12 protein-coding genes are annotated in these 22,360 nt (G+C 73.1%); 7 read left to right on the forward strand and 5 right to left on the reverse strand.

Annotation, left to right across the window (positions count from 1 at the left end; genetic code table 11):
• Nucleotides 1–234: 234 nt before the first annotated feature.
• Nucleotides 235–1,335, forward strand: coding sequence for a D-alanine--D-alanine ligase family protein (locus GA0070611_RS29425; protein WP_091671649.1), 1,101 nt, complete (start codon nt 235–237; stop codon nt 1,333–1,335).
• Between the two features lie 102 nt (nt 1,336–1,437).
• On the opposite strand, the gene GA0070611_RS29430 is transcribed toward GA0070611_RS29425, so the two are convergent.
• Both GA0070611_RS29430 and GA0070611_RS29435 read right to left on the reverse strand, forming a co-directional pair.
• A complete protein-coding gene (locus GA0070611_RS29430) occupies nt 1,438–2,106 on the reverse strand; it encodes a DUF3515 family protein (RefSeq protein WP_197675820.1) in 669 nt (222 codons plus the stop codon).
• Complete coding sequence (locus tag GA0070611_RS29435) at nt 2,107–2,340, reverse strand: Lrp/AsnC ligand binding domain-containing protein (protein ID WP_013284547.1); 234 nt, start codon at nt 2,338–2,340, stop codon at nt 2,107–2,109.
• A 164-nt stretch (nt 2,341–2,504) separates the two neighbouring features.
• Between GA0070611_RS29435 and GA0070611_RS29440 the strand changes: the two genes are divergently transcribed.
• Both GA0070611_RS29440 and GA0070611_RS29445 read left to right on the forward strand, forming a co-directional pair.
• Nucleotides 2,505–3,443: a thiamine-phosphate kinase gene (locus GA0070611_RS29440; RefSeq protein ID WP_091671651.1), complete on the forward strand. Its 939-nt coding sequence runs from the start codon at nt 2,505–2,507 to the stop codon at nt 3,441–3,443.
• 106 nt (nt 3,444–3,549) lie between these two features.
• Complete coding sequence (locus tag GA0070611_RS29445) at nt 3,550–4,017, forward strand: GNAT family N-acetyltransferase (protein WP_091671654.1); 468 nt, start codon at nt 3,550–3,552, stop codon at nt 4,015–4,017.
• 45 nt (nt 4,018–4,062) lie between these two features.
• Here the strand turns inward: GA0070611_RS29445 and GA0070611_RS29450 are convergent, their stop codons facing one another.
• Together GA0070611_RS29450 and rpmB are read right to left on the reverse strand one after the other, a co-directional pair.
• Nucleotides 4,063–5,334, reverse strand: coding sequence for an ATP-grasp domain-containing protein (locus tag GA0070611_RS29450; RefSeq protein WP_231921260.1), 1,272 nt, complete (start codon nt 5,332–5,334; stop codon nt 4,063–4,065).
• A 166-nt stretch (nt 5,335–5,500) separates the two neighbouring features.
• The gene (gene rpmB, locus GA0070611_RS29455; RefSeq protein ID WP_091671657.1) at nt 5,501–5,692 is read right to left on the reverse strand and encodes a 50S ribosomal protein L28; all 192 of its coding nucleotides are present in this window, start codon (nt 5,690–5,692) and stop codon (nt 5,501–5,503) included.
• A 216-nt stretch (nt 5,693–5,908) separates the two neighbouring features.
• On the opposite strand from rpmB, the gene GA0070611_RS29460 reads away from it, so the two are divergent.
• Both GA0070611_RS29460 and recG read left to right on the forward strand, forming a co-directional pair.
• Complete coding sequence (locus GA0070611_RS29460; RefSeq protein WP_091673638.1) at nt 5,909–7,516, forward strand: DAK2 domain-containing protein; 1,608 nt, start codon at nt 5,909–5,911, stop codon at nt 7,514–7,516.
• On the forward strand, nt 7,513–9,714 hold the full coding sequence (recG, locus tag GA0070611_RS29465; RefSeq protein WP_091671660.1) for an ATP-dependent DNA helicase RecG: 2,202 nt from the start codon (nt 7,513–7,515) through the stop codon (nt 9,712–9,714). The genes GA0070611_RS29460 and recG overlap by 4 nt, the downstream gene beginning before the upstream one ends.
• 10 nt (nt 9,715–9,724) lie before the next feature.
• On the opposite strand, the gene GA0070611_RS29470 is transcribed toward recG, so the two are convergent.
• The gene (locus tag GA0070611_RS29470) at nt 9,725–10,510 is read right to left on the reverse strand and encodes an AfsR/SARP family transcriptional regulator (RefSeq protein ID WP_167604479.1); all 786 of its coding nucleotides are present in this window, start codon (nt 10,508–10,510) and stop codon (nt 9,725–9,727) included.
• A 224-nt stretch (nt 10,511–10,734) separates the two neighbouring features.
• Between GA0070611_RS29470 and GA0070611_RS29475 the strand changes: the two genes are divergently transcribed.
• Both GA0070611_RS29475 and GA0070611_RS29480 read left to right on the forward strand, forming a co-directional pair.
• Nucleotides 10,735–15,381, forward strand: coding sequence for a LamG-like jellyroll fold domain-containing protein (locus tag GA0070611_RS29475; RefSeq protein ID WP_167604480.1), 4,647 nt, complete (start codon nt 10,735–10,737; stop codon nt 15,379–15,381).
• A 43-nt stretch (nt 15,382–15,424) separates the two neighbouring features.
• Nucleotides 15,425–22,357: a polymorphic toxin-type HINT domain-containing protein gene (locus GA0070611_RS29480; RefSeq protein WP_157740419.1), complete on the forward strand. Its 6,933-nt coding sequence runs from the start codon at nt 15,425–15,427 to the stop codon at nt 22,355–22,357.
• Nucleotides 22,358–22,360 lie beyond the last annotated feature (3 nt).

Here is a 22,360-nt window from a genome sequence, read left to right on the forward strand (position 1 = left end):
GGTGCCGGACGGCCGGTGGCAGGTCCCGCCACCGGCCGTCCGTGCGCCCGGGGTCGGGCAGGCTCCCCGCGTCGTTACTCCCTGTATATGGAGTGTTGACCGGTTGCGCGCCGATGTGCCCGGCACCCGGGTATCGGCTGCCGGCCCTCGCCACGCACAGTAAGGTCAACCGGTGAGCGCCACCGGCGAGCACGGCCGCCGGCCGGCAGTCGCGAACGAAGAGGTGACCTACCAGTGACCACCCCAGGCAGGACCCGCGTGGCGATCGTCTTCGGCGGCCGCAGCCCCGAGCACGGCATCTCCTGCGTCAGCGCGGGCAGTGTGCTCGGCGCCCTCGACCCGGACGAGTTCGAGATCGTGCCGGTCGGCATCACCCGGCAGGGGCAGTGGGTGCTGGCCAGCGGTGACCCGGCCCAGCTCGCCATCGCCGACCGCAAGCTGCCGGAGGTCACCGCCGGCTCCGGCGCCGAGCTGGTGCTGCGCGCCGACCCCACCGCCGGCGGGCTGATGGTGCTCGACCCGGCGCAGGGCCCTCGCGCCCTCGCCGACGTGGACGTGGTCTTCCCGGTGCTGCACGGCGCGTACGGCGAGGACGGCACCATCCAGGGGATGCTGGAGATGGCCGACATCCCGTACGTCGGGGCGAACGTCTTCGCCTCCGCCGCCGCGATGGACAAGGAGTTCACCAAGAAGCTCTGCGCCGCCGAGGGCATCCCGGTCGGCCCGTACGTGGTGCTGCGCACCGGGATGACGCTGACCGAGGAGGACAAGGAGCGCCTCGGCCTGCCCGTCTTCGTCAAGCCGTCGCGGGCCGGCTCCTCCTTCGGCATCACCAAGATCGACGACTGGTCGCAGCTCGACGCCGCCGTGGCCACCGCCCGGGAGATCGACACGAAGGTGCTGGTCGAGGGCGCGATCGTCGGCCGCGAGATCGAGTGCGGGGTGCTGGAGGGCGAGGCCGGTGGTGCGCCCGAGGCGTCCGTCCTGGCCGAGGTGCGGATGGTCGGCGACCGCGACTGGTACGACTTCGAGGCCAAGTACCTGTACGCCGACGAGGTCACCGAGTGCGACGTCCCGGCCGGGCTGCCCGAGGCGGTCACCCGCCGGGTGCAGGAGTACGCCACCCGGGCGTTCACCGCGCTGGACTGCTCCGGCCTGGCCCGGGTCGACTTCTTCGTCACGCCCGACCTGGACGTCTACCTCAACGAGATCAACACCATGCCGGGCTTCACGCCCACCTCGATGTTCCCCCGGATGTGGGCGGCCAGCGGCCTGGAGTACCCGAAGCTGGTCAACCGCCTCATCCGCACCGCCCTGCGCCGCGCCGGCCGCTGACCGGGCCGCGCCCGCCGCCTGATTCACGGAAAGAGTGGTTATCCGGCCAGGGATAACCACTCTTTCCGTGAATCAGCGTCCCTGAGGGGTGGGTGGGTGGGGTCAGGCGGAACAGCCCGACGGGGCGGACTTGGCGGACGGGACCGCGGCGACGATCGCGTCGGAGATAGGTGCCACCCACTGCAGCGGCTGCGCGTACGCCCTGGGCACCCGCACCTGGATCGGGACCTCCCGGTCGACGGCGGTCAGCACCGTGACGTCGCCCTCCTCGCTGGGGTGCCAGCAGACCTTGTTGACCGCCCACACCTCGTCGGTGTCGAGGAAGCAGCCCGCCGGCAGCGTGCCACCGGCGGCGGGCGAGGGGCACGCCTTCACCGGCGCGTCCACCCCGCAGGCGACCGTCAACGCCGGATCGCCGTACGCGGCGTTCTGCTCGGGGCCGGCGGTGACCGGCCGCTGCCGCAGCTCCCGCACGCTGTCCGGCAGCTGCGACGTCAGGGCCCGGCAGACCACCGCGGGTCGCTGCGCCAGGGCCGGCGCGGGCAGGGCGACCGGGGCGGTCGACTGCGGCCGGGCGGCGGACGCCGACGGGCCGGGCGCGGCGGCCGGCTCCGCGGGGGAGAGCTTCGCGAAGGTGAACCCGGCCACGGCCACGGTGACCGGCACCGCGATCAGCGTCGCCCAGAGCGCCGCGCGGCGGGTCGACCCGTCGCGACCCGGCTGCGCCGGGCCCGAGCCGTCCCGGGCGGGGGAGGAACTGATCTCGTCCACTTACAGACGCACCACCGAACACGTGAGGGTGCGGGTGATGCCGGGCACCATCTGCACCTTGCTGACGATGAGCTTGCCGAGCTCGTCGACGGTGTTCGCCTCGGTGAGCACGACCACGTCGTACGGCCCGGTGACGGCGTCGACGCGTACCACGCCGGCAAGGTCCGCGATCAGACCGGCCACGTCACGCGCCCGACCGACCTCGGTCTGGATGAGGATGTACGCCTGAACCACGACTCGACCTCCGTCCGTCGCCGCCCTCGGGCGGCCCGAAGGGTGAAAGTACCTTACGGAGCAGGTCCGATCCCTATCGGTGGTCGGACCGACGCGGTGAGCGAGCGCACGTCGGGTCGTGGTCGGTGGGACGGCGGAACGAGTGAGCGCGACGAGAGGACGGCATGACGGTCGCGGGTGTCGGGGAGTTCGGACTGATCGACCGGGTCACGGCCCGGCTGACGTACGGGGAGAGCTGTCTGCTCGGCCCCGGGGACGACGGCGCGGTGGTGGCGGCGCCGGACCGGCGGGTGGTGGCCTCCACCGACGTGCTCGTCGAGGGGCGGCACTTCCGGCGCGACTGGTCCGGGGCCCGGGACGTGGGACACCGGGCGGCGGCGGCCAACCTGGCCGACATCGCCGCCATGGGCGCCACCCCGACCGCGCTGCTGGTCGCCCTCTGCATGCCGGCCGACCTGGACACCGCCTGGGCGGAGGAGCTGGCGGACGGGCTCGGCGCGGAGGCCGCCCTGGTCGGCGCGAGCGTGGTCGGCGGCGACATGTCGGCCAGCCCGACCCTCACCATCGCGGTCACCGCGCTCGGCGACCTGGCCGGCCTGCCCCCGGTGGTCCGCTCCGGGGCCCGCCCGGGGGACGTGGTGGCGCTGGCCGGGCGGACCGGTTGGGCGGCGGCCGGCTACACGGTGCTGTCCCGGGGCTTCCGTACGCCCCGGCTGCTGGTGGAGGCGTTCCGTCGGCCCGAGGTGCCCTACCCGGCCGGTCCGGAGGCGGCCCGGCACGGCGCTACCGCCATGATCGACGTGTCGGACGGGCTGCTCGCCGACCTGGGACACGTGGCGAAGGCCAGCGGCGTGGCGATCGACCTGACCCGGGACGCGTTCGAGGTGCCCCGGCAGATGCGCGACGCGGCGCAGGCGCTCGGCGTCGACCCGTACTCGTGGATCCTGGCCGGGGGTGACGACCACGCCCTGGCGGCGACCTTCCCCGCGACGGCGGCGCTGCCGGCCGGCTGGCGGCCGGTCGGCCGGGTGACCGAGGGCGCCGGGGTGACCGTCGACGGCGCGGCCCACCCGGGCCCCGCCGGCTGGGACCACTTCCGCTGACCCGCGTTCGTCGAGGCCGGGACGGCGGTGGTGGTGCGGCGGATCACACCGCCCCCGCCCGTGCTGGCCGGCGGTAAGCGGCCCGGGCCGGTCGTACCCTTTACCGGTGAGTGAGATCGAGATCCGGGTACGTCCCTTCGACGATCCCGAGTCGCAGGCGCTGATCCGGGCCGCCCTGGCCGACCTCGGCCGGCGGTACGGCGGCAACGGCGACGACACCCCGGTGGACCCGGCGGAGTTCGTCCCACCGGCCGGCGTCTTCCTGATCGCCTACCTCGACGGGCAGCCGGTCGGCTGCGGCGGCTGGCGCAGCCACGGCGACGACGGCGAGACGGCCGAGCTGAAGCGGATGTACACCGACCCGGCGGCCCGGGGCCGGGGCGTCGCCCGCGCGGTGCTGGCCGCCGTGGAACGCTCGGCGCGCGAGCAGGGCCGCAAGCGGATCGTGCTGGAGTGCGGTGACAAGCAGCCCGAGGCGATCGCCATGTACACCTCGGCCGGCTACGAGCGGATCCCCAACTTCGGCTACTACCAGGACGCCCCCGGCTGCCTCTCCTACGGCCGCCCGCTCTGACCCCCGCCGCCGGCCGGTGCGCGGGACGACCGCCGGCGCGCCGGCTCAGCCGACCGTGAACTGGACCTGCTCGGCCGCCTTGCGGGCCGACTGCTCCGCCTCCGCCTGGTCGGCCCCCCAGACCAGCAGGTGTCCGGCGCGCTGCGCCGACGAGATCAGCTCGGCGACGGTGTCGCCGACGGCGACGTCGACCTGCACGTCGAGCACCCCCGACACCCGCAGCGCCGCCTTGACCCCCTGCACGGCGGTGACCCGCCCGGGCGGGGCGAGCAGGAACTCGATGGCCGCCGCGCCGATCGGGCCGGCCGGCAGCTGCGGGCGCTCCCCGCGCAGCACCCGCAGGTACGCGCCGATGAAGTCACACTCGTAGGCGATCGAGACCAGCGCCGTGATCATGTCGCCCGGCACCCGGGCGGCGCACTCCACCAGGGTCGGCACGCCGTCGGCCAGGATCCACTCGCTGTGCAGCATGCCGCTGCGGAAGCCGGCCGCGTGGGCCAGCCGGACGGCGGCGTCGGTCAGCGCCCGGCAGGTCGCCGCCGGCAGCGCGGACGGCACCGTGTGCCCGGTCTCCACCGGGAACCGGCCGCCGACGATCCGCTTGTCCGTCACGTTCGCGAAGAGCACCTCGCCGTCGGCGACCAGCAGCTCGACGCTGTGCTCCGTACCGACCAGCAGCTGCTCGACCAGCACCTCGGTGGGCAGGCCGCGCTCGGTGGCCTCCGCCGACGGTTCCGGGTCGGCGCTGCGCGCCCAGGCCGGGCCGATCTCGGCCGGGTCGCCGACGAGCTGGACGCCGAGGCTGCCGGAGCGGCGGGTGGGCTTGAGCACGCAGCGACCGCCGTGCCGCCGGGCGAACCGCACCGCCCGGTCCGGGTGGTCGACCAGCTCGTACGCCGGGTTGGCCAGGCCGGCCCCGTCGGCCAGCAGTCGCATCCGGTGCTTGTCGGTGAAGATGTCGGCGGCGGCCACCCCGGCCCCGGGCAGGCCGAGGCGCTCGGCGAGCCGGGCGGCGGCGCCGACGGCGTACTCCTGGCCGGGCATGACCAGCCGGGCGGCGGCCAGGCCGGGCTCCCGGTCGAGCAGGGCGTCCACGTCCAGGCCGGTCTGGTACTCGGCGGCCACCACCCGGGAGGTCAGCGGCAGCTCGGCGCAGTACCGGTCGAGGCCCCGGCGGCGGATCACGTCCGGCTCCTCGATCAGCACCACACTGCCGGCGGGCAGCTCCTGGTCGAACCACGCCAGCGAGCCGAACGACGCGCCGAACATCACCATCTCGTCGCGGTTGAGGTCGAGGTGCACGGTCGTCCCCCTCATCGCGCCGAAGCGGACAGCCGACGCAGCACGACCCTAACCGCGTGCCGCGAGCCGGCCATCAGCCGGTCGGCTCACCGTGGCGGTCGGCCGGGGTGGGCACGACAGAAGCCGGCGGACCCGGGAGGGTCCGCCGGCTACCGACGTTCGTCGAGGTGGTGCTGCCGCGTCAGGCGCGGGTGACCTTGCCGGCCTTGATGCACGAGGTGCAGACCTGGAGCTTCTTGGTGTTGCCGCCACCGGCCGGGGTACGCACGGACTGGATGTTCGGGTTCCAGCGGCGGTTGGTCTTCTTCTTGGACCAGGGCACGTTGTGGCCGAAGCCCGGCCCCTTGCCACAGACGTCGCACACGCTAGCCACGGGATACTCCTGGGATTGATACGTTCATGAGGTCGCCAGCAGGCGCTGCCCGGGCAACCTGGTCAGGTTACCCGATGACATGCCGGTACGCCCAACCGGCCTGCCCAGCGTACCGGCGGGGCCCGGCCGGCCACGCCCACCCCCGGGTGCCGGGACACGCCGGAACGGGCCGGGCGACCCCGGCGCGTGTCGGTGCGCGCCAGTAGGCTCTCCGACGTGCTGGACACCCTCGACGCCGCCGCGGTGCGCCGCTGGTGCGCGAGCGGGCTGGCCACCCTGCAACGGCACCAGGGCGAGATCGACGACCTCAACGTCTACCCGGTGCCGGACGGTGACACCGGCACCAACCTGGTGCTCACCCTCACCTCCGCCCACCAGGCGCTCGCCATGGACCTGGGCACCCTCCCCGACGACGGGCACACCCCGCACGGGCACGCGCTGCGGCTGATGGCCCGGGGCGCGCTGCTCGGCGCGCGGGGCAACTCGGGGGTCATCCTGTCGCAGATCCTGCGCGGGTTCGCCGACGCGCTGGCCGCCGCCCCGGCGGTGCGCGGCCGGCAGTTGGCCACCGCGCTGGCCGACGCGACCACCGCCGCGTACGCCGCGGTCGCCCATCCGGTCGAGGGCACCCTGCTCAGCGTAGTCGCCGCGGCGGCCCGCGCGGCCGACGGGGCGGACAGCGACGACCTGCGGGCGGTGGCCCGGGCCGCCGCCGAGGGCGCGGCGCGCGCCCTGGCGCGTACCCCCGAGCAGTTGCCGGCGCTGGCCCGCGCGGGCGTCGTCGACGCCGGCGGTCGCGGTCTCTGCCTCCTGCTGGACGCGTTGGTCGAGGTGGTCACCGGGGAGAGCCCGCCGCCGGTCGCGGCGCCGGCGCCGCCGCGGCCGCCGGTCACCGCCGTCCGGGAGACCGGTTCCTCCGCGTACGCCTACGAGGTGCAGTACCTGCTCGACGCGGGCGACGAGGCGGTGGCCCGGCTGCGCGGCGAGCTGGACGCGCTCGGCGACTCCCTCGTGGTGGTCGGCGACGGCGAGACGTGGAACGTGCACGTGCACGTCAACGACGTCGGCGCGGCGATCGAGGCGGGGGTGGTGGCCGGCCGCCCGCACCGGATCACGGTGACCCGCTTCGCCGACCAGACGGCCGCGGCGGCCGCCGCGCCGCCCCGGGTGTCCGACGGTCGGGCGGCCGTGGTGGTGGCCACCGGCGCCGGCATCGCCGAGCTGTTCGGTGCCGAGGGCGCGACGGTGGTGCCGGCGAACCCGTCCACCGGCGAGCTGCTCGACGCCGTCCGCGCCACCGGGGCGGCCCGGGTGGTGGTGCTGCCCAACGACCCGAACACCCAGTCCGTGGCGAGCGCGGCGGCCAAGGAGGCGCACCGGCTCGGCATCAAGGTCAGCGTGGTGCCGACCCGCTCGCCGGTGCAGGCCCTCGCGGCGCTGGCCGTCCGCGACCCGAAGCGGCGCTTCGAGGACGACGTCATCGCGATGGCCGAGGCGGCCGGCGCCTGCCGGTACGCCGAGGTCTGCCACGCCAGCCGGGAGGCGCTCACCGTGGCCGGGCCGTGCCGGCCGGGCGACGTGCTGGCCCTGGTCGAGGGCGAGGTGCACCTGATCGGCGCGGACCTGCTCGACACCTGCACCGCGGTGATCGACCGGATGCTCGGCGGCGGCGGCGAACTGGTCACCCTGCTCTGCGGGGCGGACGCCCCGGACGGGCTGGCCGACAGGGTCCGCGCGCACGTCGAGCGCGCCTGGCCGTTCGTCGAGGTGCAGGCGTACGAGGGCGGCCAGCCGCACTACCCGCTCCTGCTGGGGGTCGAATGACGAGCGAGCCGACCACGGTGGACACCCCGCTGAAGAAGCTGGTGGGGGAGCGTACGGCGAAGGCGCTGGCGAGCCACCTCGACCTGCACACCGCCGGTGACCTGATCTACCACTTCCCGCGCCGCTACGACGAGCGCGGCGAGCACACCGACATCCGCTCGCTGGACGTGGGGGAGCAGGTCACCGTGCTGGCCCAGGTGCAGCGCACCGCCGTGCGGCCGATGCGCCAGCGGCGCGGCAACCTGCTGGAGGTGACCGTCGGCGACGGCTCCGGCGGGGTGCTCACCCTCACCTTCTTCGGCAACCAGGCCTGGCGCGAGCGCGACCTGCGTCCCGGCCGGTGGGGGCTGTTCGCCGGCAAGGTCACCGAGTTCCGGGGCAAGCGGCAGCTCAACGGCCCGGAGTACGTGCTGCTCGGCGAGGGCGGCGACGGCGAGGCGGCGGCCAACGAGGAGGTCGAGGAGTTCGCCGGGGCGCTGATCCCGGTCTACCCCGCCGCGGCGGCGGTGCCGACCTGGGTGATCGCCCGCTGCGTGCGGGTGGTGCTGGACACCTTCACCCCGCCCGACGATCCGCTGCCGGCCACCGTGCGGGCCACTCGCAACCTGGTCGACATCGGTGCGGCGCTGCGCGAGATCCACCGGCCCACCACGAAGGAGGCGCTCTACAAGGCCCGCCGCCGGCTCAAGTGGGACGAGGCGTTCGCGGTGCAGCTCACCCTGGTGCAGCGCAAGCACCGGGCCGCCGCCCGGCCGGCGAAGGCCCGCCCGGCGAAGGCCGGTGGCCTGCTGGACGCGTTCGACGCCCGGCTGCCGTACGAGCTGACCCCCGGCCAGCAGACCGTCGGGCGGGAGGTCGCCGCCGATCTGGCCACCGCCCATCCGATGCACCGGCTGCTCCAGGGCGAGGTGGGCTCGGGCAAGACCGTGGTGGCGCTGCGCGCCATGCTCCAGGTGGTCGACGCGGGCGGGCAGGCGGCCCTGCTCGCCCCCACCGAGGTGCTCGCCGCCCAGCACTACCGGGGCGTGCTGGAGCTGCTCGGCCCGCTCGCCCGGGCCGGCGAGCTGGGCGCGGCCGACGACGCCACCCGGGTCGAGCTGGTCACCGGCTCGCTCGGCGCGGCGGCCCGGCGGCGGGCGCTCGCCGAGGTCGCCGAGGGACGGGCCGGCATCGTGCTCGGCACCCACGCCCTGCTCTACGAGGGGGTCGACTTCCACGACCTCGGCCTGGTGGTCGTCGACGAGCAGCACCGCTTCGGCGTCGAGCAGCGCGACGCGCTGCGGTCCAAGGCCGACCAGCCGCCGCACGTGCTGGTGATGACCGCCACGCCGATCCCGCGTACGGTCGCCATGACCGTCTACGGCGACCTGGAGGTGTCCACCCTCTCCCAGTTGCCGCAGGGCCGCTCGCCGATCGCCTCGCACGTGGTGCCGGCCGCCGAGAAGCCGGCCTTCCTGGACCGGGCCTGGCGCCGGGTGCGCGAGGAGGTGTCCGCCGGCCACCAGGCGTACGTGGTCTGCCCGCGGATCGGTGAGGGGCCGGTCTCCGACGAGGAGCCCCCGCGCGAGGACGACAACGGCCGCCGGCCGCCGCTGGCGGTCACCGAGGTGGCGCCGCTGCTCGCCGAGGGACCGCTGCACGGGCTGCGGATCGGCGTGCTGCACGGGCGGCTGCCGGCCGACGAGAAGGACGCGGTGATGCGCGCCTTCGCCGCCGGTGACCTGGACGTGCTGGTCGCCACCACGGTGATCGAGGTGGGCGTCAACGTGCCCAACGCGACCGTGATGATCGTGCTGGACGCCGACCGGTTCGGTGTCTCCCAGCTGCACCAGCTGCGCGGCCGGGTCGGTCGGGGCAGCGCGGCGGGCCTCTGCCTGCTGGTCACCGAGGCGATGGAGGGCTCGTCGTCCCGGGAACGCCTGGACGCGGTCGCCTCCACCACCGACGGCTTCAAACTGGCCGAACTCGACCTGGAACAGCGTCGGGAGGGCGACGTGCTGGGCGCGACCCAGTCCGGTCGTCGCTCCCACCTTCGGCTGTTGTCGCTGCTGCGCGACACCGACCTGATCCGGGACGCCCGGGCCGAGGCGATCGAGCTGGTCGAGGAGGATCCGGAGCTGGCGCGGCACCCGGCGCTGGCCGCCTCGGTGGCCGCCCTGGTCGACGAGGAGCGGGCCGAATACCTGGAGAAGGGCTGACCCGGCCGGGTCAGGGCAGCGCGGGCCGGGCGATGAGGACGTCGTCGCGGCGCAGGATCGCGCCCTGCAGGTGTTGCAGGCGTCGGGACGGCTCGATGCCGAGCGCGTCGCTGAATCGCCGCCGGGCGCTCTGGTAGGCGTCCAGCGCCCCGGCCGGGTCACCGGCGCGGTACAACGCCCGCATCAGTTGCTCCCAGGGGCGGTCGCGCAGCGGGTGTTCGAGCACGAGCGCCCGGATCTCGGGTAGCAGGCCACTGGTGGCGCCGAGGGCGAGGCGCGCCTCGACGTAGTCCTCGGTGGCGATGACGCGCTGTTCGTCGAGGTCGGTGAGCTGCTGCCGGAGGGTGCCGGTGACCGCGATGTCCTGCCCCGCGGGTCCGCGCCAGAGTGCCAGGGCGTCGTGCAGCAGCGCCGCCGCCACGGCGTGCTCGCCGGCCAGCAGATGAGCCTGCCCGCGGCGGGCGAGATCACCGAAGACGCGGGCGTCGAGCTCTCCGGGGGCGAGGGTGAGCAGGTAACCGCCGCCGTCGGGAACGGTGACCAGGCGGCCCGCCAACCCGGGGCTGACGGCGCGCAGCGCGGCCCGTACCCGGGCCAGGTAGGTGCGCAGGTTCGACGCCGCGGATCGCGGCGGCGCGGCCCACAGCGCCTGGCTCAGCCGGTTGCTGGTGAGTCGCTGCCCGCCCGCGAGGAGCAGCGCGGCGAGTACCGCCCGGAGCATGGCGACGTCCAGGGTCAGGTCGGCGCCGTCCACGGTCGCCTGCACCGTGCCCAGCAGGGCAAAGCTGATCTCCATGTGAATCCCCCGTGTGTTCCGGTGATGACGGTAGGTGCCTCGCCGCCGGCTCACAAGAGCGTGCCGACCCTTGGCAGCGAGATCTCTCGATGTGCGCGCGGTGTGCGCCGGCAGGTGCCGGGGATGCGCAGGCGTCGATGAGCATGATCTGGCAGTCGGCATTGAGTACGGGGGTAGCCATGGGCCGCGTTCAGGATCGTGTGACGGGTGGCCGTCGGAGAGCGGTGCCCGGAGCGGGCCGGTCCCGACGTCCGGTCGCCCTGCTGCTCGCCCTCCTGCTGCCGCTGACGGCCGTGGCGGCGGTACGGACACCGGCCGCAGCGGCGGCCCCCGCCACCCGCTGCCCCGACTCGGCCCCGGACGAGACCGCCGCCGTCCGGGCCGCCGCCGCCTGTCACGGTCAGGTCGAGGTGGCGTCGGCCCGCGGCGAGAAGGTGCAGGTCCTCGCCAACCCCAACGGGTCCTTCACGGCCCGCTCGGCCGCCGTGGTCCAGCGGGTCCGGGACGCCCGGGGCCGCTGGGTCGCGCCGGACCCGACCCTGCACCGGACCGTCGAGGGCCGGCTCGTCCCGGCCGCGACCTCGCTGGCGATCTCCTTCTCCGGCGGCGGCACCGGCCCGGCCGCGACCATCGGCAAGGGATCCGCCGAGGTGAGCCTGCACTGGCCGACCGCGCTGCCCGCCCCGAGGATCGCCGGGCCCCGGGCCACCTACCCGGACGTCCTGCCGGGCGTGGACCTGGTGCTCACCGCCGGTGTCGAGGGCTACTCCGAGCTGCTGGTGGTCCGGGACGCCCGGGCCGCCGCCAACCCCGCGCTGGCCACCGTGCGGTTCCGCACCACGGCCCGGGGACTGCGACTGCGCCAGGGCCGGGCGGGCGACGTGACCGCGGTCGACGACGCGGGGAGCGTCCTGTTCGGTTCCGGTACGCCGGCGATGTGGGACTCGTCCACGCCGGGTGACCGGGCGGCCGGCCCCAACCTCGGCAGCCGGCTGGTCCGGCCGGGCGCGCGGAGCGGGGCGATGCCGGTCCGGCTCGCCGGTGCCGACCTGGTGATCCGTCCCGACCTCACCATGCTGCGGGCGAAGGCGACCCGGTTCCCCGTCTACATCGACCCGGCGCTCGGCAAGTCCGCCTGGACGATGATCAACAGCACCTTCCCGAGCCAGTCCTACTGGAGCTACGACCGGCAGGACTGCCCCGATCCGTACGGCAGCATCCAGTGCGCGAAGGTCGGCTACACCACCGTGCCGCAGTCGATGATCTACCGGTCGCTCTTCGCCTTCGGCATCGGCACCCTGCTGCACAAGCACGTGCAGGACGCCAAGCTGTCGATGGACACCGTCTACTCGTACACCAACACCGACTACGGCACCCAGGTGCGGGTCACCGGCGGGATCAGCTCCGGCACCACCTGGTCGAACAACGCCGGCAGCTGGGGCGCGGTGGTCGCCACCGCCAACAGCCACGCCCACGACCGGGTCCGCCGGCGCACCGAGTGGGGCGTCACCGGCGCGGTGCAGAAGGCGGCCGGGGGCACGAACGGCACCCTGACCTTCGGCCTGCGGGCCGTCGACGAGTCCGACAAGAACCACTGGAAGAAGTTCGACGCCGGCACCGCGCTGCTCACCGTCATCTACAACTCGTACCCGAACGCGCCCGACAACCTCAGCGTCGCGAACGGCCCCTGCCGCACCGGCACCGCCCGGCCGTACGTGCGCACGCTCACGCCCGCGCTCTCGGCCCGGCTCACCGACCCGGACGGCACGGCGCGGCTGCTCAAGGGCACGTTCTACTGGTGGAAGCTCAGCGGCGGCAGCCGCAACGGCACCGACTCCGTCGCGCAGGGCTCGGTCGTCGCCGGCCAGTACGCCCACGTGACCATCCCGGCGGGCCGCCTGACCGACGGCGGCATCTACGTGGTGCAGGCCATCACGTACGACGGCATCGACAGCGGGCAGTACTCGACCACCTGCGAGTTCCAGGTCGACGTGACGCCGCCGGGCGCACCGAGCGGGGTCACCTCCACGACGTACCCGAACGACGGCCAGGCGCACGGCGGCGTCGGCACGGCCGGCAGCTTCACCTTCAAGCCGCCGACGACCGTGCCGGCCGACTTCGACGGGTACGCGTACACCCTCGACCCCGGCGTCAGCGCGGCGAGCGCGACCCAGGTGACCGCCGGCGCCACCGACCACACCGCCACGGTCTCCCTCACCCCGGTGGTCGACCAGACCTACAACCTGCGGGTCTGGTCGCGGGACAAGGCGGGCAACTTCTCCACCTCGCCCTACACCTACACCTTCAGTGTGCGGGCCGGCACCGGGCCGGACGCCCGCTGGATGTTCGACGACCAGGCCGGCACCGACATCTCCGCCCATGGCAACACGTTGACCGTGACCGGCGGGAGCTGGGTGGCCGGGCGCGGCAGCTTCGGCAAGGCCCTGCTGCTCGACGGCACCGCCGCGTACGCCGCGACCGGCGGGCCGATCACCACCCGGGACCCGCAGACGGGCGGCCCGGTCACCGTGCACTCCAACCGCAGCTTCAGCGTGGCGACCACGGTGCGGCTGGACAGCACGGCCGGGTCCGGCCAGCGGGTGATCGTGGCCCAGGACGGCAGCCGGACCTCACCGTTCCTGCTCAGCTACAGCGTCACCGACAAGAAGTGGCGCTTCGCGGTGGCCGGCTCCGACGCGGACGCACCCGCGACCGTCGCGGTGCTGTCCAACACGACCGTCGCCACCGGCGTCTGGACTCGGCTGCTCGCCACCTACGACGGCACCACCCACGCGCTCAAGCTCTACGTCAACGGGGTGCTCCAGACGGCCACCGCGACCGGCACCACCTTCGACGCCACCGGGCCGGTCACCGTGGGGCGGGGCCGCTGGGCCGGCGCACCCGCCGCCTACTTCCCGGGCGCGGTCGACGACGTGCGGGTGTACGGGCGGGCGGTGCTCTCCACCGAGTCCGAGTTCACCCTGCTGCAACTGCCGAACCCGCCGATCGTGACCACTCCCGGGGGCACCACCGCGTACGTCGGGCAGAGCCTCTCGGCGGTGCTCAGCGCGGGCGGCGACCCGGCGGTGACCAAGGTGCAGTACCAGCTCGGCGTCTCCGGCACCGTCACCACCGTGGCCCTGCCCACGGCAGGCGGGCAGACCACGGTCAGCCTCACCGGGACCACGGTGGGCACACCGATGCTGCTGGTGCAGGGCATCGACACGGCGGGCGCGAAGTCCCCGGTCACCTCCACGCTGCTGACCTTCAAGGAGGCCCCGGCGCTCACCGGACAGGTGGTCGACGCGATCACCGACGCGCCGCTGGCCGGGATCACGGTGGAACTGAACCCCGGGAACCTGACCCGGACCACCAGCGCGACCGGGACGTACAGCTTCACCGGCATCGCCGCCGGCACCTACGAGGTGACCGCGACCAACGGCGGGAACGGCTGTGCGGGCGAGATCGCCACCACCGAGGTGGACCTCGACCGGGTGGTGACCATCGACCTGAGGCTCGCGCCGGAGTCGGACGTCTACGGCTACACCTGCAAGACCACGCCGAACACCCCGTTCGTGGCGGGCACGACCAAGCTGAGCGTGCTGAACCTCGCGCAGATCGCGTTGCCCTTCCCGCTGCCGTACTACGGCCGGACGTACAGCGCCGCCTGGGTGTCGCCGTACGGTGCGGTGACGTTCAAGGACCCGGGGGACACGATTCCCTTCCGGGCGGTCAGCCTTCCGGATCGCGCCAAGGCGCCGCACGCGGCGGTCTTCCCGTTCTGGGACGACGTCTACGTCGACTCCCAGTCGAGCATCTGGACCGCGACGACAGGTAGCGGCGCTGGGCAGCGGTTCCTGGTGGAGTGGCGCAACGTCACGTTCTACAACTCGTCCGCCCGCTTCAGCTTCGAGGTGCAGTTCGCGCCCGATGGCAACATCACGTTCAGCTACTCAGGAGCGACGGACGACAGGTCCAAGGGGGGCAGCGCGGCGGTCGGTATCACCAGTCCCGGCGGCGGGTACGGCCTCGAGTACTCCTTCCAGGATCCGGTGCTCACGTCCGGCACGGCGGTGACGTTCGTCGCGCCGGCCGACCCGTGGCCCCTCTCGTACGGCTCGCTGTCCGGAACCGTCCTTCGCGACGGTCACCCCGTCCGGCAGGCCCAGTTGGTGCTCGGTCAGGAGGTCGCCACCTCTGACGACCTCGGCCACTATTCGTTCGGCGACCTCGAATGGGGCACGTACGGCGTGGAGGCGAACCAGGCGTGCGATGCCGCCAACGCGCCGAACGTCGAGGTCGACGGCGACGTCACCCTCGATCTCCCGCTCACCACCTATGTCGACGACTACGGCTATTCCTGCACCTGGGAGCAGGAGGCGTGGATCCCGGGCGACACGGTGGTGCCCGGCGGCGCCGGTGACGTCACCCTTCCCTTCGCCTTCCCGTTCTACGGCGGGCACTGGACGTCGGCGTACGTGTGCCCGGGACAGCTGTGGAACGACAGCCCCGCCGACGGGTCCGCGGGTGGCGAGATCGAATTCTGGCCGGGCGGCAACCGCATCTACGACGCGCAGTCCAGCACCCTGACCGCCGTGGTGGGCACTGCCCCCAACCGGCAGTTCGTGATCGAGGCCCGCAACTACTCCTTCGAGGAGCGGCCGGACGTGCGCCTGAGCTGGGAGACGATTCTCGGTGAGGACGGCACGGTGAAGATGATCTTCAAGGATCCCCCCGACCCGTCAGTGATGCCCTACATAGCGGCGATCTACCTGCACCCGTACGACCATGACGCCCGGTGGTTCGAAGACAACGGCGAAGGTTTCCCGACCGGGAAGTCGGTCGTGATCCATCCGCCGGTGACCCCCTGACATGCCCACCCCGCCCGCCCACCCCGATCCGCGGAGGTCATCGGTGCGCTCCCGCCTGTCCCGTCCCCGGGCGATCCTCGGCATGCTGGTCACGACCGTCCTGGTCGTCACCATGCACCAGCAGCCGGCCGTCGCCGCCAGGCCGAAGCCGTACACCCCGCCGAAGGCGGCGCAGCAGCCCAGCATCCGGGTGAAGAAGGTGCCGGCGAAGCCGGCGCCGGTCGACCACCTGCGGCAGGCGGCCGCCCTCCCGGCGCCGGTGTGGCCAGCCGCCGCCAGTGGCGACGCCGCGCTCACCGCGCCGACCGGTACGCCGGTCTCCTTCCGCGCCCCGGCCGCCGGGCCCGCCGCGCGGTCGGCGGCACCGCCGGCCCGGATGCACGTCGAGGTGCTGGACCGGGCGGCCGCCGCCCGGGCGGGCGTACCGGGGCTGCTGTTCCGGGTCGGGCGCGGCGACGGCGCGACTGCCGTCGCCCCGGTCGGCGTCGCGGTCGACTACGGCCGCTTCGCCACCGCGTACGGCGCGGACTGGTCGACCCGGTTGCGGCTGGTCCGGCTGCCCGAGTGCGCGCTGGCGAGCCCGCAGCGCGTCGAGTGCCGGGGCACGCCGCTGCCGACCCGCAACGACCCGGCCGCCGAGCGGGTCACCGCGGACGTGACGGTCGGCGCCACCCAGCTGATGGCGTTGACCGCGTCACCGTCCGGGTCGTCCGGCAGCTACGGGGCCACCAAGCTCTCCTCCTCCGGCACCTGGTCGGCGGGCAGCTCGTCCGGCAACTTCAACTGGTCGTTCCCGATGCGGGTGCCCCCGGCACTGGGCGGCCCGGTCCCGACGGTCGAGCTCGGCTACTCGTCGCAGGCGGTCGACGGGCGGATGGTCGCCTCCAACAACCAGCCCACCGAGGTCGGCGAGGGGTTCGAGCTGGGCACCGGCGGCTTCATCGAGCGCCGCTACAAGACCTGCCGGGACGACACGAAGAACGGCAACAACGCCGGCACCGGCGACAAGGACGCCGACGACCAGTGCTGGGCCACCGACAACGCCTCGCTGAGCCTCAACGGTGCCGGTGGTGACCTGATCAAGGACGCCACCGACCCGAACCTGTGGCACCTGCGGCACGACGACGGCTCCCGGATCGAGCGCCGGACCGGCGCCGACAACGGCGCGCGCAACGGCGAGTGGTGGGTCGTGACCACCGTCAACGGCACCCAGTACTGGTTCGGCCGTAACAAGCTGCCCGGCTGGACCTCCGGTGCCACCACCGCCTCCACCTGGACCGTGCCGGTCTTCGGCAACCACACCGGGGAGCCCTGCCACCAGACGGCGTTCAGCGCGTCGTCCTGCACGCAGGCGTGGCGGTGGAACCTCGACTACGTGGTGGACCCGCACGGCAACACCATGTCGTACTGGTACACCACCGAGTCGAACAACTACCAGTCGCTCGGCTCCGGCAAGGTGGAGTCGTACCTGCGCAGCGGCAACCTCGACCACGTCAGCTACGGCACCCGGGTCGAGCCGGACCTGGCCACCGGCAAGGACACCGTCCTCACCGGGCACGCCGCCGCGCGGGTCGACTTCGGCTACGGCGACCGTTGCCTGAGCGGCTGCACCACCCACGACGCCGCGCACTGGCCGGACACCCCGTGGGACCTGGCCTGCACGAGCAGCACCACCTGCGACGCCCGGATGCCGTCGTTCTACACCACCCGACGCCTCACCACCGTCACCACGAGCGTCTACGACGCGCCCACCGCCAAGTTCCGCGACGTCGAGCGGTGGACGCTGACCCACTCGTACCCGGATCCCCAGGACGGCACCCGGGCCGGCCTGTGGCTGGCCCGGATCAGCCACACCGGCCTGGTCGGCACGGCGACCTCGCTGCCGGACGTCACCTTCACCGGCAAGGCCATGCCCAACCGGGTCGACACGGTCGACAACTCGCCCCCGATGAACTGGATGCGGCTGACCGACATCAACAGCGAGACCGGCGCGATCGTGCACGTCGACTACCTGGACACCGACTGCGTGGCCGGGCAGAGCATGCCGGCGTCGCCGGAGAACAACACCAAGCGGTGCTATCCGGTCCGCTGGACCCCGCCGGGCTTCCCGGAGAAGACCGACTACTTCAACCGGTACGTGGTCAACGAGGTCACCGAGACCGACCGGACCGGCGGCTCGACCCGGGTGCTGCACCACTACACCTACTTCGGCGCGCCGGCCTGGCACTACACCGACGACGACGGGCTGATCCCGGACGAGGCCAAGACCTGGTCGCAGTGGCGCGGCTACGCCAAGGTCGGGGTGACCACCGGTGACCCCGGCGGGCAGACGTACGCCGAGACGACCTACTTCCGCGGCATGAACGGCGACCACCTGCCCAGCGGCACCCGGTCGGTGTCGGTCACCGACTCCCAGGGCGGGTCGGTGCCGGACGAGGACGCGTACGCCGGGATGACCCGCGAGTCGCGCACCTTCCTCGGGCCCGGCGGCGCCGAGGTCTCCGGCGAGATCCACGACCCGTGGCAGTCCGCGCCCACCGCGACCCGGACCATCGCCGGGGCGACCGTGGAGGCCCGCTACGTCAACACCGAGGGCACCCACACCCGGGTCACGCTCGACCACGCGCCGTGGGTCCGCAAGACCTACACCAAGAGCACCTTCGACCAGTACGGCATGGTGGTCAAGGAGGACGACGCGGGCGACGAGGCGGTCACCGGCGACGAGCAGTGCACGGTGACCACCTTCGAGCCGCGCAACACCTCGGCCTGGCTGCTGGCGCTGCCGCACCGGGTGCAGACGTACGCGCTGGACTGCGCCAAGGCGGCCGGCACGGTGGTCGAGGCCGACGTGATCGGCGACGGGCGCACCCTCTACGACGGGCACGCCTACGGGGTCGCGCCGACCAAGGGCGACGTCACCGAGACCGACCAGATGACCGCGTACAACAGTGGCAGCCCGACGTACGCCCAGGTGACCCGGACCGGCTACGACGACCTCGGGCGGGCCGTCGACTCGTGGGACGCCCTGGACCGGCACTCGGCGACCACCTACACGCCGCTGCGCACCGGCCCGGTCACCCAGACCGTCGACACCAACCCGATGGGCTGGACCACCACCACCACGGTCGAGCCGGCCTGGGGGCTGGCCACCACGACCAGCGACGTCAACCAGCTCAGCACGACGGTGCGCTACGACGGTCTGGGCCGGCTCACCAAGGTGTGGCTGCCGGGCCGCAACCCCGCCACCGACACCCCCGACACCGCGTACGACTACCTGATCCGCACCACCGGCGTGAACGCGGTGACGACCAGCCACCTGAACCCCAAGGGCGGCGTCACGAAGTCGTACAGCCTCTACGACGGGCTGCTGCGGCCCCGGCAGACCCAGACGGCCTCGCCGTCCGGCGGCCGGATCCTGACCGACAGCTTCTACGACGCCGCCGGCCGCAAGGTGCTGGACTACGGCGCCTACTACGACAGGACCGGCGCGCCGGGCACCGACCTGGTGCAGCCGCTGATCCAGCAGGACGTGCCGAACCAGACAGCCACCGTCTACGACGGCGCGGGGCGGCCGGTCACCTCGCTGTTCCAGCCGAAGGGCGTCGAACGCTGGCGCACCACCATGATCTACGGCGGCGACCACACCGACGTCGTACCGCCGGTCGGCGCGACCGCCGGCTCGACCTGGACCGACGCTCGGGACCGCACCGTGCAGCTGCGCCGCTACCCGACCCGGTCGGCCACCGGCACCGACTTCGACCACACCGACTTCGCCTACAACCGGCGCGGCCTGCTCGACTCGGTCACCATCCCGGACGGCAGCAAGTGGTCCTACGGCTATGACGTGCGCGGCCGACAGACCAGCGTGACCGACCCGGACGGCGGCCGGTCCACCAAGCGCTACGACAACGCCGGACAGATCACCGGCAGCACCGACGCGAACACGGTCTCGCTCACCTACACCTACGACGCGTTGGGCCGCAAGACCGCGCTCTACAAGGGCACCAGCCCCACCTCCAGCGGCCAGCTCTCGCAGTGGGACTACGACCAGGCGACCTTCGACGACGGCGTGACGCCGGTGAAGGGGCAGCTCTACCAGGCCAGCCGGATCGACTCCAGCCGTCGCTACGTCAAGGCGGTGAAGCAGTACGACAGGCGCTACCAACCGCTGGTCAGCAGCGTGACGATCCCCAGCGCGGAGACTGGCCTCGGCGGCACCTACGTCTACGGCTCGGGCTACAACCCGGACGGCAGCGTCAGCGGGCTCAGCTACCCGGCCAGCGGGGATCTGCAGGCCGAGAGCGTGCTCTACCACTACACCGACTCCGACCAGCCGCTCAGCCTGACCGACCTCTACGGCACCCGGGCCGAGTCGAGCATCGTCTCGGACAGCCGTTACGACGCGCTGGCGCACGCCACCCAGTACACGCTCTACACCGGCCTGTTCACCAGTCTCGGCTCACGGGCCTACCTGAACTTCGAGACCGACCAGACCACCGGCCGGCTCAACGAGATCAGCGTGCACCGCGACGGCCTGGCGCCGAACACGGTCACCGACATGCACTACAGCTACGACGACGCCGGCAACGTCACCAAGATCGCCGACACGCCGACCGGCGGCGGCTTCACCGACATCCAGTGCTTCAGCTACGACCGCTACCAGCGGCTCCAGGACGCCTGGACGCCGACCGCCGACGACTGCGCGACCGCCCCGTCCACGGGCGCGCTCGGTGGCCCGGCACCGTACTGGCAGACCTACAGGTACACCGCCGGCGGGGCCCGTCAGCAGCTCGTCGACCACGTCACGCCCGCCGGGCAGGCCACCACCGACTACCAGTTCACCGACAGCGCGCCGAGCGACCCCACCGCCGGGCAGCCGCACGTGCTGCGCGGCACCACCACGACCGACGGCACGGGTACGCACACCGCCGCGTACACGTACGACAAGGCCGGTAACACCAAGACCCGGCCCGGCCCACACGGCACCCAGAGCCTGATCTGGGACGCCGAGGGGCACCTGCAGAGCGTCACCGACACCGCCGGCACGGTCAGCTACCTCTACGACGCCGACGGCAACCGCCTGGTCAGCCGGGACACCACCGGCCGGACGCTCTACCTGCCGGACCAGGAACTGCGCTACTCGAACAGCAGCGCGACCACCACCTGCACCCGGTACTACCAGTTCGGTGGCGGCACCGTCGCGCAGCGGACCAGTAGCGGACTGACCTGGCTGGCCAGCGACCACCAGGGCACCCAGGACGTCACCCTCGACGAGCAGACCCAGGTCGCCACGATCCGCCGGCAGACCCCGTTCGGCACCCCCCGCGGCCCGGTGGTCACCTGGGCCAACACCAAGGGCTTCGTCGGTGGCACCGTCGAGTCGACCGGCCTGACCCACGTGGGCGCCCGCGAGTACGACCCGGCGCTGGGTCGGTTCATCTCGCTCGACCCGGTGCTGGACCACAGCGACCCGCAGTCGATGGAGGGCTACGCCTACGGGGACAACGACCCGGTGGTCCGCGCCGACCCGTCCGGCCAGATGATCATCGCGGACGGGTGCGGGTACTGCTCCAGCACGCCCCCGCCGCCGGCCAGTGCCACGCCCCCGCCCCCCACCACCCCGAAGCCGCCGCCGCACCACAAGCACTGCGACTGGAAGTGCAAGCTGCACCACGGCTTCACCGCCACCGCCAACTGGGTCGACGACCACAAGGCGGCGATCGCCGGCGCGGCCGTCGGGGTGGTCGTCGGCGTCGGCTGCGGCGCGGCCATCGGCTGGACCGGCGTCGGCGCGGTCGCCTGCGGCGCGCTCGCCGGAGCCGCCGGCAACATGGTCACCTACGCGATCGAGACGAAAGTCGAGCACAAGGGCAACTTCAGCCTCGGCGGAATGCTGATACAGGGCGCCGTCGGCGCGGTCGTCGGCGGTGTGATGGGCGGCCTGGGTTCCGTCGCCGGTCAGGCCATCAAGGCCGGGGTCTCGTCGCTGCTGTCCGGGGCCGGCGCACGGGCGGCGGCGGCGGCCGGCGGCGCGGCGGCCAAGAAGGAGGCCGGCGCGATCGTCAGCGGCCTCACCCGCAACGCCTTCCGCAGTTCGGCCAGTAAGGCGTCCGCAGGCGCGGCGGAGGGAGCTGTCACCAACTGCCACAGCTTCGACCCGAGGACGCGGGTCCTGATGGCCGACGGCAGCACCAAGGCGATCAAGGACGTCCGCGTCGGCGACAAGGTGCTCGCCACCGATCCGCAGACCGGCAAGCGGGTCGCGAAGCTGGTCACCGTCCTGCACCGCAACGCCGACCGGGATCTGGCCGACGTCACCGTCAAGGACGCGAAGACGGGTGCCAGCACCGTCCTGCACACCACCTGGCACCACCCGTTCTGGGCCGCCGACCGGCAGCAGTGGGTCGAGGCATCGGACCTGGTCCCCGGCGACCAGCTACGCGACGCCGGCGGGCGGGCCAGCCAGCTCGTCGTCAGCGTCCGTACCTGGACCGGCCTGCACTGGATGCGGGACCTGACTGTCGCCGACCTCCACACGTACTACGTCGTCGCCGGCGGCACGCCGGTACTCGTGCACAACTGCATCGGCACGGGGGTCAACAAGTCGACCGGGCTTTCGCCCGAGGAGCTCGAGGGCGCCGCAATTCAGGCTCGCGACGGTCTGGCCACCCAGCTCCAGCGGTCGGTGTCGAACAGGAAGATGCCGAACGTCGCCATCGGCGGCTACAACATGGAGACCGGCGAGTACGCGGCTGCGGCGTCGTCGGCCGCCGGATGCGCCGAGACGTGCGTGATCAACGCCCTCGGTGGTGATCCGGCGAAGGTGATGCGAACGACCCCGGTGCTGCTGCGCAAGTCCAACTTCCTGAGTCCGCGGGCGGTGTGCATCAGTTGTGAGCTCACGTGGGGCAGGGAGAATGTCTCTCCGGAGACGACCTTCGAGTCCGACTGGCTCCGGATCAACGACCCCGACTAGGTG

This window comes from Micromonospora auratinigra (assembly GCF_900089595.1).
GTDB classification, from domain to species: Bacteria; Actinomycetota; Actinomycetes; order Mycobacteriales; family Micromonosporaceae; genus Micromonospora; species Micromonospora auratinigra.